Source organism: Sphaerotilus sp. FB-3, from assembly GCF_023706025.1.
In the GTDB taxonomy this organism is placed as follows: domain Bacteria; phylum Pseudomonadota; class Gammaproteobacteria; order Burkholderiales; family Burkholderiaceae_C; genus Sphaerotilus; species Sphaerotilus sulfidivorans.
On record NZ_BQWE01000006.1, the window covers coordinates 240,915 to 255,974 of the forward strand.

The 15,060-nt window shown below is 69.1% G+C and carries 15 protein-coding genes; 10 read left to right on the forward strand and 5 right to left on the reverse strand.

The window, feature by feature from the left end:
- Positions 1–8: 8 nt before the first annotated feature.
- Positions 9–587, forward strand: a complete 579-nt coding sequence (locus NFT33_RS02595) for a superoxide dismutase family protein (RefSeq protein ID WP_251672942.1) — start codon at positions 9–11, stop codon at positions 585–587.
- Between the two features lie 10 nt (positions 588–597).
- Here the strand turns inward: NFT33_RS02595 and NFT33_RS02600 are convergent, their stop codons facing one another.
- Positions 598–2,439, reverse strand: a complete 1,842-nt coding sequence (locus NFT33_RS02600; protein ID WP_251672944.1) for a calcium-binding protein — start codon at positions 2,437–2,439, stop codon at positions 598–600.
- Between the two features lie 71 nt (positions 2,440–2,510).
- Here NFT33_RS02600 and NFT33_RS02605 point away from each other — a divergent pair, with 71 nt between their 5' ends.
- Genes NFT33_RS02605 through NFT33_RS02615 form a run of 3 tightly spaced genes read left to right on the forward strand, consistent with a single transcriptional unit; the run spans position 2,511 to position 5,308 of the window.
- A complete protein-coding gene (locus NFT33_RS02605; protein ID WP_251672946.1) occupies positions 2,511–3,614 on the forward strand; it encodes a patatin-like phospholipase family protein in 1,104 nt (367 codons plus the stop codon).
- Positions 3,615–3,623: 9 nt separating this feature from the next.
- Positions 3,624–4,571: an alpha/beta hydrolase gene (locus NFT33_RS02610; RefSeq protein WP_251672948.1), complete on the forward strand. Its 948-nt coding sequence runs from the start codon at positions 3,624–3,626 to the stop codon at positions 4,569–4,571.
- 8 nt (positions 4,572–4,579) lie between these two features.
- Positions 4,580–5,308 carry an acetyltransferase domain-containing protein gene (locus tag NFT33_RS02615; RefSeq protein WP_251672950.1) on the forward strand — a complete coding sequence of 243 codons (729 nt, stop codon included), beginning with the start codon at positions 4,580–4,582 and terminating at the stop codon, positions 5,306–5,308.
- On the opposite strand, the gene NFT33_RS02620 is transcribed toward NFT33_RS02615, so the two are convergent.
- Complete coding sequence (locus NFT33_RS02620; RefSeq protein ID WP_220787467.1) at positions 5,280–6,149, reverse strand: AraC family transcriptional regulator; 870 nt, start codon at positions 6,147–6,149, stop codon at positions 5,280–5,282. The genes NFT33_RS02615 and NFT33_RS02620 overlap by 29 nt on opposite strands.
- A gap of 96 nt (positions 6,150–6,245) precedes the next feature.
- Between NFT33_RS02620 and NFT33_RS02625 the strand changes: the two genes are divergently transcribed.
- A complete protein-coding gene (locus NFT33_RS02625) occupies positions 6,246–7,538 on the forward strand; it encodes an MFS transporter (RefSeq protein WP_251672952.1) in 1,293 nt (430 codons plus the stop codon).
- Between the two features lie 133 nt (positions 7,539–7,671).
- Here NFT33_RS02625 and phaP read toward each other — a convergent pair whose 3' ends face one another.
- Positions 7,672–8,190 carry a phasin family protein gene (gene phaP, locus NFT33_RS02630; protein WP_309296102.1) on the reverse strand — a complete coding sequence of 173 codons (519 nt, stop codon included), beginning with the start codon at positions 8,188–8,190 and terminating at the stop codon, positions 7,672–7,674.
- A 209-nt stretch (positions 8,191–8,399) separates the two neighbouring features.
- Positions 8,400–9,002, reverse strand: coding sequence for a GbsR/MarR family transcriptional regulator (locus NFT33_RS02635; RefSeq protein WP_251672954.1), 603 nt, complete (start codon positions 9,000–9,002; stop codon positions 8,400–8,402).
- 114 nt (positions 9,003–9,116) lie between these two features.
- Here NFT33_RS02635 and NFT33_RS02640 point away from each other — a divergent pair, with 114 nt between their 5' ends.
- On the forward strand, positions 9,117–9,827 hold the full coding sequence (locus NFT33_RS02640) for a helix-turn-helix domain-containing protein (protein ID WP_251672956.1): 711 nt from the start codon (positions 9,117–9,119) through the stop codon (positions 9,825–9,827).
- Between the two features lie 168 nt (positions 9,828–9,995).
- Here NFT33_RS02640 and NFT33_RS02645 read toward each other — a convergent pair whose 3' ends face one another.
- Entirely contained in the window at positions 9,996–10,499 is a 504-nt protein-coding gene (locus NFT33_RS02645; protein ID WP_220787463.1) for a phasin family protein, read from the reverse strand.
- A 191-nt stretch (positions 10,500–10,690) separates the two neighbouring features.
- Here NFT33_RS02645 and NFT33_RS02650 point away from each other — a divergent pair, with 191 nt between their 5' ends.
- From NFT33_RS02650 to NFT33_RS02665, 4 genes are all read left to right on the forward strand, one after another.
- Complete coding sequence (locus tag NFT33_RS02650) at positions 10,691–11,626, forward strand: histone deacetylase family protein (protein ID WP_251672958.1); 936 nt, start codon at positions 10,691–10,693, stop codon at positions 11,624–11,626.
- A 143-nt stretch (positions 11,627–11,769) separates the two neighbouring features.
- Positions 11,770–12,468, forward strand: a complete 699-nt coding sequence (locus NFT33_RS02655; protein ID WP_149503595.1) for a nitroreductase — start codon at positions 11,770–11,772, stop codon at positions 12,466–12,468.
- A gap of 119 nt (positions 12,469–12,587) precedes the next feature.
- The gene (locus NFT33_RS02660) at positions 12,588–14,018 is read left to right on the forward strand and encodes a sodium:proton antiporter (protein ID WP_251672960.1); all 1,431 of its coding nucleotides are present in this window, start codon (positions 12,588–12,590) and stop codon (positions 14,016–14,018) included.
- Between the two features lie 53 nt (positions 14,019–14,071).
- Positions 14,072–15,058: a 2-hydroxyacid dehydrogenase gene (locus tag NFT33_RS02665; RefSeq protein ID WP_251672962.1), complete on the forward strand. Its 987-nt coding sequence runs from the start codon at positions 14,072–14,074 to the stop codon at positions 15,056–15,058.
- Positions 15,059–15,060 lie beyond the last annotated feature (2 nt).

The following is a 15,060-nucleotide window of genomic DNA, read 5'->3' on the forward strand; positions in this document are numbered from 1 at the left end:
GACTCCGAATGACGCTTTCCCACCTTCCCAAGCTGATCGCCACCGCTGCAGCCGCCCTTGCTCTGGGCGGCTGCGCCGGCATGATGGGCCGCGGTGGCCATGCTCACCACGGCGGCATGCACGACATGCACAAGGGGCCAATGGCCATGGCCAAGCTCGAGGCCACCCGTGGCAACGCCGTCAGCGGCATGGTGATGTTCCATGAGCACGGCGACCATGTGATGGTGCACGCCAAGGTGAGCGGCCTGAAGCCGAACGGCGAGCACGGCTTCCATGTGCACGAGAAGGGCGACTGCTCCAGCGGCGACGGCATGAGCACCGGCGGCCACTTCAATCCCACGGGCAAGCCGCACGGCCCGCAGGACGGCGACCACCACGCCGGCGACATGCCCAGCCTGAAGGCGGATGCCAACGGCCAGGCCGATGTCACCTTCCACCTGAGCGGCGTCACGCTGAAGGACGGCCCGACCAGCCTGATGGGCAAGGGCGTGATCGTGCATGTCGGCCCGGACGACTACAAGACGCAGCCGACCGGGAACTCGGGCGCACGCATCGCCTGCGGCGTGATCGCGCAGGGCGGGCGCTGAGCGAAGGGGCTCAGGTCGAGGCCGCCAGCAGCAAGGGCGAGGCCTCGGCACTCGGGCGCAGCTGCATCGCGCTGGCAGCGAGCCCACCCGGCGCCATCGTCGCCATCGCGCTGACCAGCTGATCGATCTGGGTGCTCATTGCCGCCGACGCACCGCTTGCGGTCGTCGACAGGCCGACCTTCGAGCGCAGCGTGGCCAGGCTCCAGGTGGTTCCATTGGCGAATCGGACCTGCTGGATCGGGTTCCAGGCGCTGCTGCTGAAGTTCTGGATGGTGACCGAGTCCGTCGTGCCTTTGATCGCCAGCACCAGATTGCTGCCCGACAGGCTGGCCTGGATGTCCGTCGGCAGCACACCGGTCTTGAAGATCAGTGTCTCCGCTCGTGTCGCTCGCGTGTCGTAGCCCTGGGCAATGAGGTCCTTGCCTTCGCCGCGGCCGAAGTAATAGGTGTCATCACCACGATTGCCCAGCATCGTGTCGTTGCCGGCGCTGCCCGAGAAGATGTCGTTCAGGTCGGTGCCGACCAGGCTGTCCGCGCCTGTCGTGCCCCGCAGTGCCTCGGTGACCATCTGGGTGGTGTTCCACACCGTGGTGCTGCCGGTGAAGCTCACCTGCTGGACCGGATTCCAGACATTGGCCGGGGTATCGCCGAACTTGAAGTCCTGGATCGTGATCGAGTCGCTGGTGCCCTTGATCGCCAGCACCAGATCCTTGCCCACGAAGGACGCCTGGATGTCCGTCGGCAGCACGCCGGCCTTGAAGACCAGCTTTTCCGACCGGGTTGCCCGCGTGTCATAGGTCGAGGCGATGATGTCCTTGTCTTCACCCCGACCGAAGTAGTAGGTGTCATCGCCCCCACCGCCCACCATCGTGTCGTTGCCAGCGCTGCCTGAGAAGATGTCGTTCAGGTCGGTGCCGACCAGGCTGTCCGCGCCTGCGGTGCCTCGCAGCGCCTCGGTGATCATCTGGGTGGTGTTCCACACCGTGGTGCTGCCGGTGAAGCTCACCTGCTGGACCGGATTCCAGACATTGGCCGGGGTATCGCCGAACTTGAAGTCCTGGATCGTGATCGAGTCGCTGGTGCCCTTGATCGCCAGCACCAGATCCTTGCCCACGAAGGACGCCTGGATGTCCGTCGGCAGCACGCCGGCCTTGAAGACCAGCTTTTCCGACCGGGTTGCCCGCGGATCGTAGTTCGAGGAGCTAATGATGTCCTTGCCTTCGCCGCGGCCGAAGTAGTAGGTGTCGTCGCCCGCGCCACCCACCATCGTGTCGTTGCCGGCGCTGCCCGAGAAGGTGTCGTTCAGACTCGTGCCGACCAGGCTGTCCGCGCCTGCGGTGCCCCGCAGCGCCTCGGTGATCATCTGAGTGGTGTTCCACACCGTGGTGCTGCCGGTGAAGCTCACCTGCTGGACCGGATTCCAGACATTGGCCGGGGTATCGCCGAACTTGAAGTCCTGGATCGTGATCGAGTCGCTGGTGCCCTTGATCGCCAGCACCAGATCCTTGCCCACGAAGGACGCCTGGATGTCCGTCGGCAGCACGCCGGCCTTGAAGATCAGCTTTTCCGACCGGGTCGCCCGCGAGTCATACGATGAAGCAATGATGTCCTTGCCGCCCCCACGGCCGAAGTAGTAGATATCGTCGCCTGCACCACCCACCAGCGTGTCGTTGCCGCCCAGACCGTCGAAAATATCCGCACCCGTGGTGCCGACCAGCGAGTCGTTGCCTGCCGTGCCTGTCCTTGTTGCCATCATCCACCCCTTGCTCCCGGATTTATCGCGAAAATCCGGAAAATTGCCGATGCCGAAATTGACATCTCTGAAATTCTTGGTGTGAATCGCGGCGGCCATAGCATCGATGTGAATAGATCACATTTTTCCATTTCAAGATCCGTGAAAAATTTGGCATTCGGCCTGATTCCATGCGCGCCCTGAGACTGCTGGCCGGCCCGAGAGCCCGGGCGCATGTGGCGCGTCACGGCCTGCGCGCGGCCGACATCCGGGCCGTCCCTGCCGCGGCGGGCGGCCCGAAGGGGCTGATCCTCAATCCGCTGGACCGCTTCCTGTTCGGCCACTGGCTGACCGGGCCGGGACCGAGCGTGCACCTGGCCGGGGCGAGCATCGGCGCGTGGCGGCTGGCTTGCGCCTGTCTGCCCGATGCGGATGCGGCGCTGGCGCGACTGGCCGAGGACTACATCGCCGAGAGCTACGCGCCGCCGACCGGCGAGCGCCAGTCGGCGCGCAACATCAGTGCGCGCTTCGCGGCGCTGCTCGAGGCGCAGCTCGACGGGCGTCAGGCGGAGCTGCTGGCGCACCCGCGGCTGCGGCTGCATGTGCTGACCAGCCGCGGCCGCCACCTGCTGCGGCGCGAGCGTCCCGGGATCACGCATGCGGGCTATCTGGCGGCCTTCGGCTGCAATCTGCTGAGTCGGCGCGCGCTCGGGCTGTGGCTGGAGCGGGTGGTGTTCTCGGACCCGCGCGAGGCGCTGCCGCTGACGCTGTCCGACCTGCCCACCCGCCGGGTCGCCCTGACACCGGCCAATCTGCAGCCGAGCATCGTCGGCTCGGGCTCGATTCCGTTCTGGCTCGAGGCGGTGCACGACATCGAGGGCGCGCCGCGCGGCGCCTACTGGGACGGCGGCATCACCGACTACCACCTGCACTGGCCCTGGCAGCAGATCGCCGCGCAGCCGGACTCGGCCGGGCTGGTGCTCTATCCGCATTTCCAGTCGCGGCTGGTGCCGGGCTGGCTGGACAAGGCGCTGCGCTGGCGCCACCGGCCGACGCCGGCGCTGGACAATCTCGTCGTGCTGGCGCCGAGCCCCGCCTGGATCGCGACGCTGCCCGGCGCCAAGCTGCCCGACCGGCAGGACTTCAAGGTCTGGCAGCATGATGTCGCCAGTCGCATGCGTGCCTGGCGCACCGCGGTGGCCGAAAGCCGGCGCCTGGCCGACGAGTTCGCGCAATGGCTCGACGACGGCTGTCCGGCCGACCGGGTCGAAGCGCTGGAATCCGACTCTCCCTGACCCCCAGACATGCCTTTTCACCGCCTGACCCCGGCGATGCGCGACCTGCTGCAGCGCATCCGCCGCGCCAACCGCACGCCGATGCACCTGATGGACGCTGCCGACGCGCGCCGCCACTACGACGCCTCGGCCGAGATCCTGGACCTGCCGCGCGCGCCGCTGGCGCGGGTCGAGAACCTGCATGTTCCCGTGGCGCCGGGCGTGGCGCGTGCGGCGCGGCTCTATGCCGCGTCGACCGAGGCCGGGCTGCCGGTGCTGCTCTACCTGCACGGCGGCGGCTTCACGGTGGGCAGCCTGGAGACGCACGACAGCCTGTGCCGCCAGATCGCGCTGCACAGCGGCGCGGCGGTGGTGGCGCTGGACTACCGGCTGGCGCCCGAGCACCGCTTTCCGACTGCGGTCGAGGATGCCTGGGCCGGGCTGCAGTGGCTGGCCGGGCCGGGCGCGGCGGCGCTGGGTCTGGACGGCGCCCGGCTGGCGATCGCCGGCGACAGCGCCGGCGGCACGCTGGCGGCGGTGGCGGCGATCCTGGCGCGCGACGCCGGCCTGAAGCTCGCGCTGCAGGCGCTGATCACGCCGGGCACCACCGCCCACGCCGACACCGCCTCGCACGCGGTCTACGCCGAGGGCTTCCTGCTCGAGAAGGCCGGCATCGACTGGTTCTTCGACCAGTACATCGACCGCGCGCAGCGCAGCGACTGGCGCTTCGCGCCGCTGGAGGCGGACGATCTGGAGGGCGTGGCGCCGGCGTGGATCGGCCTGGCCGAGTGCGATCCGCTGGTCGACGAGGGCGTGGCCTACGGCGACCGGCTGCGGCTGGCGGGCGTGGCGGTCGATCTGGAGATCTGGCGCGGCGTCACGCACGACTTCATCAAGATGGGCCGGGCGATTCCCGAGGCGCGGCGGGCGCAGCAGGCGCTGGGCGAGGCGGTGAGGGCGGCGCTGGCCCCGTGCTGAGCACGATCATGACTTCAGCGCCCCGATTCCTGAGGCTCGACGCCTTGCGCGGGCTGGCAATGGTCTGGATGACCGTCTTTCATTTCTGCTTCGACCTGAACCAGGCCGGCTGGCTGCAGCCGCGCCAGAGCTTCACCGACGATCCGTTCTGGACCGGGCAGCGGCTGGTGATCGTCAGCATCTTTTTGCTGTGCGTCGGGCTGTCGCAGGCGGTGGCGCGTCAGGCGCAGGTGCCGACGCGGCGCTTTCTGCGCCGCTGGCTGCAGATCGCCGGCTGTGCGGTGCTGGTCAGCCTGGGCTCGATGTGGATGTTCCCGAACAGCTGGATCAGCTTCGGCGTGCTGCATGCGGTGGCGGTGATGCTGCCGCTGCTGCGCTGGCTGCCGCTGGGTGCCATCGGCTGGGCGGTGCTGGGCACGGTGGCGCTGCTGCTGCCGGCCTTTGTCGCGCATCCCGGGTTCGACGGGCGCTGGACGAACTGGATCGGTCTGGTGACCCGGCTGCCGGTGACGCAGGACTATGTGCCGCTGCTGCCCTGGCTGGGCGTGGCCGCCTGGGGGCAGGCGATCGGGCTGGGCGTTCTGGCGCGCTGGCCTGCGCTGCTGCAGGGGCCGCTGCCGGCCGGGCGGCCCGCCGATGCGCTGGTCTGGATGGGCCGGCACGCGCTGTCCTGGTACATGCTGCATCAGCCGGTGATGATCGGCGCGATCACCGCAGCGGGCTGGCTGCTGCGCTGAGCGCGGCCTCGGCGATGGCGCCGCCCGGCGCGAAGAAGCGGCCTGGCGCCATGCCGACGGTGCGGGTGACCATCGCGCTGAAGGCGCTCGGACTGGCATAGCCCAGCTCGGCGGCGATCACGCCCATCGGCCGGCCCTCGGTGGCCAGCACCAGCGCACGGGCCAGCAGCACCTGCTGGCGCCATTGCTGGAAGCTGGTGCCCAGCTCGTCGCGGAACAGCCGCGCCACCGTGCGCGCGCTGGCGCCCGAGCCGGCGGCCCAGTCCGCCAGCCGGGCATGGCGGGTCGGCTCCTCGATCAGCGCCTCGCACAGCGTGCGCAGCCGCTTGTCCTGCGGCAGCGCGATGCCCAGCGGCAGCGAGCGCGCACGCAGCAGCTCGTCGCCGATCAGCTCGGCCATCGCGCGGGCGCGTGCCGGCATCGCGGCCGGCAGCGTGGCCGGTCCGGCCTGGGCCGGATCGTCACGGGCGAGCTGGCGCACCAGCTCGGCCAGCAGCGGCGAGACCTCGACGACCCGGCAGCGCTGCCAGTGCGGCGCCGCATCCGGCGGATGATGCAGATAGAGCGTGAGCATGTCGGCATCGCGCAGCACCGCCACCGCATGCTCGACCTGCGGCGGAATCCAGACCGCGCGGGTCGGCGGCACGATGCAGGTCATCTGGCTGGTCAGGATGCGCGACACGCCGGTCAGCGAGAAGGACATCTGCGCCCAGCCATGGCGGTGCGGCTCGACCCGCGAGCTCGCGCGCAGCGGGCGCAGCTTGGCGCGCACCGGCCAGTGCGCACGCGGCGCGAAGCGCTGCGGATCGAGCGGGGGAATGGTCGGAAAGATCGGGCTCATCGGAAGGTTCGGTGCGGCCTGCGCTTTGGCGTGATCTCGACAGAACTTGGCTGGCTGGCGAAAGTATGCCGCCTCACGCCTCCGTACAGTGTGGTGATGAACTCGACGACCACGATTCCCACGCCGGCGGCCACTCGGCCCGACCCGGAGCGCGAGCAGCTGCGCCGCGACGCGACCACCATCGGCCTGATCGGCCTGGCGCATGGCACCTCGCATTTCCACCATCTGCTGCTGCCGCCGCTGTTCCCGGCCTTCATCCGCGACTTCGGGCTGAGCTATTCGGAGCTGGGCCTGCTGGTGACGGTCTTCTTCGTGATCTCCGGCGTGGGCCAGGCGCTGTCCGGCTTTCTGGTCGACCGGGTGGGCGCCCGGCCGGTGCTGTTCGGCGCACTGATCAGCTTCCTGCTGGCTTCGCTGGCGGGCTCGCTGGCGCAGGGCTACGGCGGATTGATGCTGGCCGCCGCGCTGGCCGGCCTGGGCAACGCGCCTTTTCATCCGGCCGATTTCACCATCCTGAACCGGCGGGTCTCGCCGCAGCGGCTCGGCCATGCCTTCTCGGTGCATGGCATCAGCGGCAATCTGGGCTGGGCGCTGGCGCCGGTCTTCCTGATCGGCCTGAGCGGCGCCTTCGACAGCTGGCGTGCGGCCTATCTGGGCTCGGCGCTGGTGGCTGTCGTGGTGCTGGCGGTGCTGTGGCTGCGGCGCGCCGATCTGGATGACCGGGCCAGCCCGGCAGTCAGTGCGGCTGCAGGCGCTGCGCCGCCCCGCACGGCCGGCGCTGCCGGCACCGTGGCCACGGCCGAAGAGCATCCGATGGCCTTCCTGAAGCTGCCCTCGGTCTGGCTGTGCTTCTCGTTCTTCTTCTGGACGACTGCCGCGCTGAGCGCGGTGCAGAGCTTCGCCAGCCCGGCGCTGAACCGGATGTACGGCCTGCCCGAATCGCTGACCGCCTTCGTGGTGACCGGCTACATGCTGTGCGGTGCGGTCGGCATGGTGATCGGCGGCTTCCTGGTGGCGCGCGTCGAGCGGCTCGAGCGCACCATCGCCGCGGCGATGGCGCTGGCCGGACTGCTGCTGATGCTGGCCGGCACCGGCTGGCTGCCCGGGCTGGCGGCCGCAGCCGCCGTCGCGCTGGCCGGCTTCGGCACCGGCCTGGCCGGGCCGTCCCGCGACATGCTGATCAAGCGCGCCGCGCCCCCGGGCGCCACCGGCCGCGTCTATGGCACCGTCTACTCGGGCCTGGACACCGGCTTCGCGCTGGCCGCGCCGGTCTTCGGCCTGCTGCTCGACCACCATCTGGACGGCGCGATCTTCTTCGGCGCGGCGGCGGCGATGGTGCTGGGCATCGTGTCGGCCTCGGTCGTCGGTCGCGGCCTGGCGCGGCGCTGAAGCGCCAGGAGCCCGTCAGCGCCCGCCAGAAAGAGGCCACAAAGAAGCCACAAAGAAAAGACCCGGCGTCTCTGGCGAGAGCCGGGTCAATGGAAAGGTACCCCGCAAGGTACCGAGGAGACAATCCGTGGACTCAGGCGGCCTTGGCAGCCTTGGTGATCGACTGGATGTTGGCTTCGGCGCTGCTGACGGCCTGCTTGGCGGCCTTCTGGGCGCTTTCGACGGCGGCGCTGGTGGCGCTCATCGCCTGCTTCATCATCGCGACGGCGTTCTCGCTGCCCGCCGGGGCGTTCTTCATCGCGGCTTCGACGAAGCCCTGGAACTTCTCCTGGGCGCCGGCGGCCTGGGCTTCCAGCAGCTTGCTGATGTCAGCCTGGGTGCTGGAGGCGATTTCATAGACCTGACGGCCGTAGGCGGTGGCCTTCTCGGCGGCCGGCTGCAGCGCGCCCGATTGCAGGGCCAGCAGTTCCTGCGGATCCTTGACGGCCAGCAGCGCCTTGGCGTGGGCAGCCGACTCGTCGAGCGCGGCGCGGGTGACTTGCAGGTTCAGTTCGACCAGCTTCTCGATGCCACCGAAGGCCTTCTGGCCGATCTCGACAGCAGCGTCCAGGTTGGCCTTGCCAGCAGCGGTGAATTGTTCGGTGTTGAACATGATGAGCGTGTCCTTGGTCGTGATGGTGAAGCGAGCGGTGACCGGGCGGAGTGCACGATCAGGTCAGAACCGGGGTCAGGTCGTCTCTGATCGCGATCCCAGATTTTTGCTGCGGTGCAGCATGGATCGCAGTATAGGAGCCGCTCCGGCGAATTCAAGACCAGATGCTGCGCCGCAACATTATTAGGTTGCAAACCCTAATTGAAATTTCATGAATCCAGACTGCTTTCCTGGTTCCGGCTCTGCCCCTGGCCGCGCAGCGCCGAGGTGAGTTCCAGCAGCCGACCGACCCGCGAGCCCATGCGCATCAGCTGCGACAGCGTGCGCGGGTCCAGATGCTGCACATCGTCGAACCAGGTGCTGAGCATGTCGATCAGCTCATGCATGCCACGCATGCGTTCCTGGGCATGGCGGTCGGCCTCGCAGGTCGGCACCTCCAGCAGCGCGTTGCGCAGCATGGTCAGCGTCGGCTCGACCTCGCGGCGGCGCCGCTCCTCGGCCAGACGCCGGAAGATCTCCCAGGTGTCGGCCGGGGCCTCGAAGTAGTCGCGCCGGTCGCCGGGCTGATGGCGCATCTGCACCAGACGCCAGGACTGCAGCTCCTTCAGGCTCATGCTGACATTGGAGCGGCTGATCTGCAGCGCGTCGGTGATCTCGTCGGCGTTGAGCGGCCGCTGCGAGACATAGATCAGCGCGTAGATCTGGCCGACCGTGCGGTTGATGCCCCAGCGGCTGCCCATCTCGCCGAAGTGGGCGACGAAGCTGCGCACCAGCGGGCTCATCAGGTCGGAAGGCTCGGAAGGGGCGGGCATGACACGAACTGCCTTTGAAGGAGGTGATGTTCGTCAATTGTGTACTTGAATTTCAGAAATTTCTGAACACCAAGAAGATAGAATCCGCCACCTAGGGTATTCCGCTAGTCTACGATGAACCTGATCGACGCTCTGGATCTGGCCCCCGCCTCGTCGGCGGTCGAGGGTGTGCTGCGCGAGACGAACTCGCCCGCGCATGAGCGCCATGCCCGTGGCGCGCTGATCTTTCGGCCGGGCCGCTTTGTCACTCCCTTCCTGATCGTCGATGGCGCGATCCGGCTCGACCATCCCACCGCGGACGACAGCACGGTGCTGCTTGCGCTGCCCGGCGATCTGCTCGGTCTCGAGCAGCTGCATGGCCGGCCGCAGTCGACCTTCGGCCGGGCGATCGTCGACACCATCATCGCGCCGCTGGGTCCGATGCCGGACGCGGCCTGGCGCGAACTGCTGGTCAACCGGCTGATCGTGCGCCAGGAGCATGCGGCGCAGCTCGGCCGGCTGCGCTTCGGTCCGGCGCCGGAGCGCATTCGCGCGCTGCTGCTGCTGCTGGCCGGCCGGGCGACCTATGGTCCGCTGCGCTCGACCCAGCAGCCCACCGGGGCCGAGGACGACCGCATGAGCTGCGAGCTGCCGCGCCTGTCCGACATGGCTGCGCTCACCGACATCGCGCCCGAGACCGTCTCTCGGGTGATCTCGAGCATGCGCCGCACCGGCATGATCGCCCGTGAGGCGGGCCGTCGGGTGCGCCTGAGCACCCAGCTGGTCTATGTGGCCGGCGAGATGCCGCGCGGCATGACCCGCAGTCGCACCCGCGAAGAGATCTGAAACAGGAAAAAAACGGGCAAAAAAAACCGGTGGAAGCGAACCTCCACCGGGGAACAAGGTACCGGTCAGCCAACCTGGAAACAGGAAGCCGGGGTACCGAGGAGACAACCAGTCACATGCTCCCGGAGAGGAGCATGCCCAGGACAGATGCGCCCGGTTGGAAAAAGTTCAAGGCCCGACCGCCTCGGACCGGGCCGGGGTCTTCGGCGGGGCAGGGGGCTGGACGATCGCGTCGACCTGGGCGCCGGTGCGATCGACCGCCTGACGCGCGGCCTGCTGCACCCGCTCCATCGCGGCACTGGCTGCGCTGACGGCGGTGCGGACCATCTCGGTCGAGTCGCTGGCCTCGGGCGTGTTCTTCACCGCGGTGTCGACCATGACCAGGATGGTCTGCTGCGCCGCGGCCAGCTGCGCATGGACCAGCCGCTGCACTTCCTTCTGGGTGCCGAGCGCGATCTCGCAGAGCTCGCGGCTGTAGGCCCCCGCCGTCTCGGCCATCGCGGGCATGCGGCCGGCTGCGTTCGGGGACAGGCTGTCGCCGATCGTGCCGCGCATGGTGCGCAGATTGAGCTCGACCAGCTTCTCGATGCCTTCGAAGCTCTTGCGGGTCAGCTCGACCAAGGCGTCGAGACCGGCCTTGTTGGCGGCGGCCAGCTGTTCGGGGGTCAACATGGCGAAGCACTCCGGCTGAGGATGTTCATGCAGGGCACGACGGGGCGGCGCCATGCTGCCGTGCAGCAAACCGCCGGAATGCGGCGCACTGTAGGCCCGGAGTGACCGGCTGGCAAGTCGGGTCGCCGCTCTGGCTGACCTGCATCAGCCTTCAGGAGGCGATCATTCGTGACAGAGCTGACAATTCCTGCATGCAAGCCTTCTATGCCGATCACTTCGTGCTTCCTCTGCCCGCCGGGCACCGCTTCCCGATGGAGAAGTACCGCATGCTGCGCGACCGCATCGCCGCCGAGCTGCCGCAGGTGCGGCTGGCCGAGGCGCTGCCGGCCAGCCGCGGCGAGCTGGCCCTGGCGCATGCGCCGGCCTACATCGACGGCGTCTTTCAAGGCACGCTGCCGGCGGCCGCGCAGCGCGAGATCGGATTTCCCTGGACGCCGATGATGGCCGAGCGCGCCCGGCGCTCGGTCGGCGCGACCATCCAGGCGGCCCGCGCGGCCTTCGCCGAGGGCATCGCCGCCAACCTCGCCGGCGGCACGCACCATGCCAGCGCGGACGCTGGCGGCGGCTACTGCGTCTTCAACGATCTGGCGGTGACCGCGCGGCTGATGCAGGCCGAGTGGCTGCGCCTGCATCCGCGCCAGCCGCTGCGGGTGGCGGTGGTCGACCTGGACGTGCACCAGGGCAACGGCACCGCTGCGATCTTCCGGGGCGACGCCAGCGTCTGGACGCTGTCGATGCACGGCGAGAAGAACTATCCCTTCCGCAAGGTGCCCTCGTGCCTCGACATCGACCTGCCCGACGGCTGCACCGACGCGCCCTACCTGGAGGCGCTCGACCGCGCGCTGGAGGCGATGTGGCAGGCGCACGGCGACACGCCGCCGGGCCTGGTGCTCTACCAGGCCGGCGCCGACCCGTTCGAGGGCGACCGGCTCGGGCGGCTGAAGATCAGCGCCGCCGGCCTGGCCGAGCGCGACCGCCGCGTCTTCGCGGCCTGCCGCGAGCGCGGCATTCCGGTGGTGCTGACGATGGGCGGCGGCTACGGCCATGTGATTGCCGAGACGGTCGAGGTGCAGATGGGCACCTTCCGCGCCGCGCTCCAGACCTGGGAGGCCTGGCGGCCCGTCTGATCCGGGGCCGATCTGAGCCTTCCTCGAAACGGACATCGACCATCATCGACCATTCCTGCAAACCCCAGTTGCCCTGGATGCTGCGGTGCGTCAATGATGCGTCCTGAGGTTTCCTCAATGAATCCAGGAAAGGACCGTTCCCGATGCTCACCGACGATGAACGCCGCGCCGCGGTCGACCAGGCCATCACCTCGCGCCGCTCGATCCGCGCCTTCCTGCCCGAGCCGGTGCCGCGCGAGACGATCGAGGCCATCCTGCAGGTGGCCGCGCGGGCCCCGTCGGGCACCAACACCCAGCCGTGGAAGGTGCATGTGCTGACCGGCGCGGCGCGCCAGCGCCTGTGCGAGCGGCTGCTGGCCGCGCATGACGACCCGCAGGCCAGCGGCCCGCACACCGAGGAATACGCCTACTACCCCTCGCAGTGGGTCTCGCCCTACATCGACCGCCGCCGCAAGGTCGGCTGGGATCTCTACGGTCTGCTGGACATCGCCAAGACCGACAAGGCGCGCATGCACGCGCAGCACGGCCGCAACTATGTCTTCTTCGACGCGCCGGTCGGCCTGATCTTCACCATCGACCGGGTGATGGCGCAGGGCTCCTGGCTCGACTACGGCATGTTCCTCGAGAACATCATGATCGCCGCACGCGGGCGCGGCCTCGACACCTGCGCGCAGGCCGCCTTCACGCCCTACCACCGCCTGATCGCCGAGGAACTCGGCCTGGGTGCGGGTGAAATGGTGGTCTGCGGCATGGCGCTGGGCCGGGCCGATCCGGACGCGATCGAGAACCGCCTGGTGACCGAGCGTGCGCCGGTGGCCGAGTTCACGCGCTTCCACGACTGAATTTCCGCGCTGAAGCGCTACGGCACGTCAACAACACGTACGGGACGGAGCCGATCGGCGCCGACGGATCCAGCCGCTACCATCGCGCGCCATTGCCGATCGGAACCGGAATCCCTGCCATGCGTCTCCTGTCCTTCCTGCGCGGTGCGCTGCCGCGCACACTGCTTCTGCTGGCCGCGCTGTCGCTGCCGACCCTCTCCCATGCGGCCGAGATCGACGGCGCCGCGCTCTCGGCCGCCTGGGCGGTGCCCTTCGCCGGGCTGCTGCTGTCGATCGCGCTGTGTCCGCTGATCGTGCCCTCGGTCTGGCATCACCACTACGGCAAGATCGCCGCGGGCTGGGCACTGGCCTTCCTGCTGCCTTTTGCGGCGGTCTTCGGCGCCGGCATGGCCGGCGTGACGCTGGTGCATGCGCTGGTGGCCGAGTACATCCCCTTCATCATCCTGCTGACCGCGCTCTACACCGTGGCCGGCGGCATCCACATCCGGGGCAACTTCCATGGCAGCCCCGGCTTCAATGCGCTGCTGATGGTGATCGGCGCGGTGCTGGCGAGCTTCATGGGCACCACCGGCGCCTCGATGCTGATGATCCGTCCGCTGATCCGGGCCAACGACAACCGCCGCCACAACGCGCATGTCTTCGTCTTCTTCATCTTCATCGTCAGCAATGCCGGCGGCTCGCTGACGCCGCTGGGCGATCCGCCGCTCTTCCTGGGCTTCCTGAAGGGCGTGGACTTCTTCTGGACCGCACAGCACATCTTCCCGGAAACGCTGTTCCTGGTCGGCGCACTGCTGGCGATCTTCCTGGCGATCGACACGGTGATCTACCGCCGCGAAGGCGTGACCCGCGCCGATCCGACGCCGGATGATCCGCGCTTCGGCCTCGAAGGCGGCATCAACCTGGCGCTGCTGGGCGCGGTGGTCGCGCTGGTGCTGATGAGCGGCCTGTGGAAGCCGGGCACCGGGCTGGAGGTGGCGGGCGCCCGACTGGGTCTCGAGCAGATCGTGCGCGACCTCGGTCTGGTGGTGGTGACGGTGCTGTCGCTGAAGCTCACCACCCAGGCGGTGCGCGAGGCCAACCAGTTCAACTGGGCGCCGATGGAGGAGGTCGCCAAGCTCTTTGCCGGCATCTTCCTGACGATCGCGCCGGTGCTGGCGATGCTCAAGGCCGGCGAGCAAGGCGCGTTCGCAGAAGTCGTGCGCGCGGTCACCGGGCCGGACGGCCAGCCGCTGCCGCTGATGTACTTCTGGGCCTCGGGCCTGCTGTCGTCCTTCCTGGACAACGCGCCGACCTATCTGGTCTTCTTCAACCTGGCCGGCGGCGATCCGCAGGTGATGATGACCACGCTGGCGCCGGTGCTGGCGGCCATCTCGGCCGGGTCGGTCTTCATGGGCGCCAACAGCTACATCGGCAACGCACCCAACCTGATGGTGAAGGCGATCGCGGAAGATCGCGGCGTGAAGATGCCCAGCTTCTTCGGCTACATGGTCTGGAGCTTCGGCATCCTGGTGCCTCTGTTCGTGCTGATGTCCTTCATCTGGTTCCGCTGAGCGCATCACGTCGCATCACGCGGGCCTGTCGTCCACGCCGCACCGCCCATGCCATGAAGCAACGCCCAGCCCTGCTGATCACCCGCCGCATCTTTCCCGAGGTCGTCGCGCGCCTGCGCGAGCATTTCGAGGTGCAGACCAACGAGGCCGACGCCGTCTGGCGCCGCGACGAGCTGATCGCGCGGCTGCAGGGCAAGGCGGGCGTCTTCGTCACCACGTCCGAGCCGATCGACGCCGGTCTGCTGGCGGCCTGCCCGGAGCTGCGCGCGGTCTGCTCGATGGCGGTGGGCTACAACAACATCGATGTGGCCGCCTGCCGGGCGCGCGGCGTGATGGTGACCCACGCGCCCGACGTGCTGACCGAGACCACCGCCGACTTCGGCTTCGCGCTGCTGCTGGCGGCCGCGCGCCGCGTCGGCGAGGCCGAGCGGCTGCTGCGCCGCGGCGAGTGGACGAAATGGTCGGTCGACTTCATGGCCGGCGCCGACGTGCATGGCGCGACGCTGGGCATCCTCGGCATGGGCCGCATCGGCCAGGCCATCGCCCGACGCGGCGCGCTGGGCTTCGGCATGAAGGTGATCTACCACAACCGCTCGCGCCTGCCGCAGGACACCGAGGCCGCGCTGGGCGGGGCCGAGCGGGTCGAGCTGGACGCGCTGCTCGAGCGCAGCGACCATCTGATGATCGTCGTGCCCTACGGCCCGGCGACCCACCATGTGATCGGCGCGGCCCAGCTGGCGCGCATGAGACGCGGCGCGGTGCTGGTCAACATCGCGCGCGGCGGCGTGGTGGACGATGCCGCGCTGGCGATGGCACTGCGCTCGGGCCACATCGGCGCAGCGGGCCTGGATGTCTTCGAGGGCGAGCCTGCGGTGCATCCGGCGCTGCTGGACCTGCCCAACACCGTGCTCACGCCCCACATCGCCAGTGCCAGCGAGCCCACCCGCCGCGCGATGGCCAACCTGGCCGCTGACAACCTGATCGGCCTGCTGGCGACCGGGCAGGGCGCGAAGACGCCGGTGCCTGAAATGCGCGGCTGACG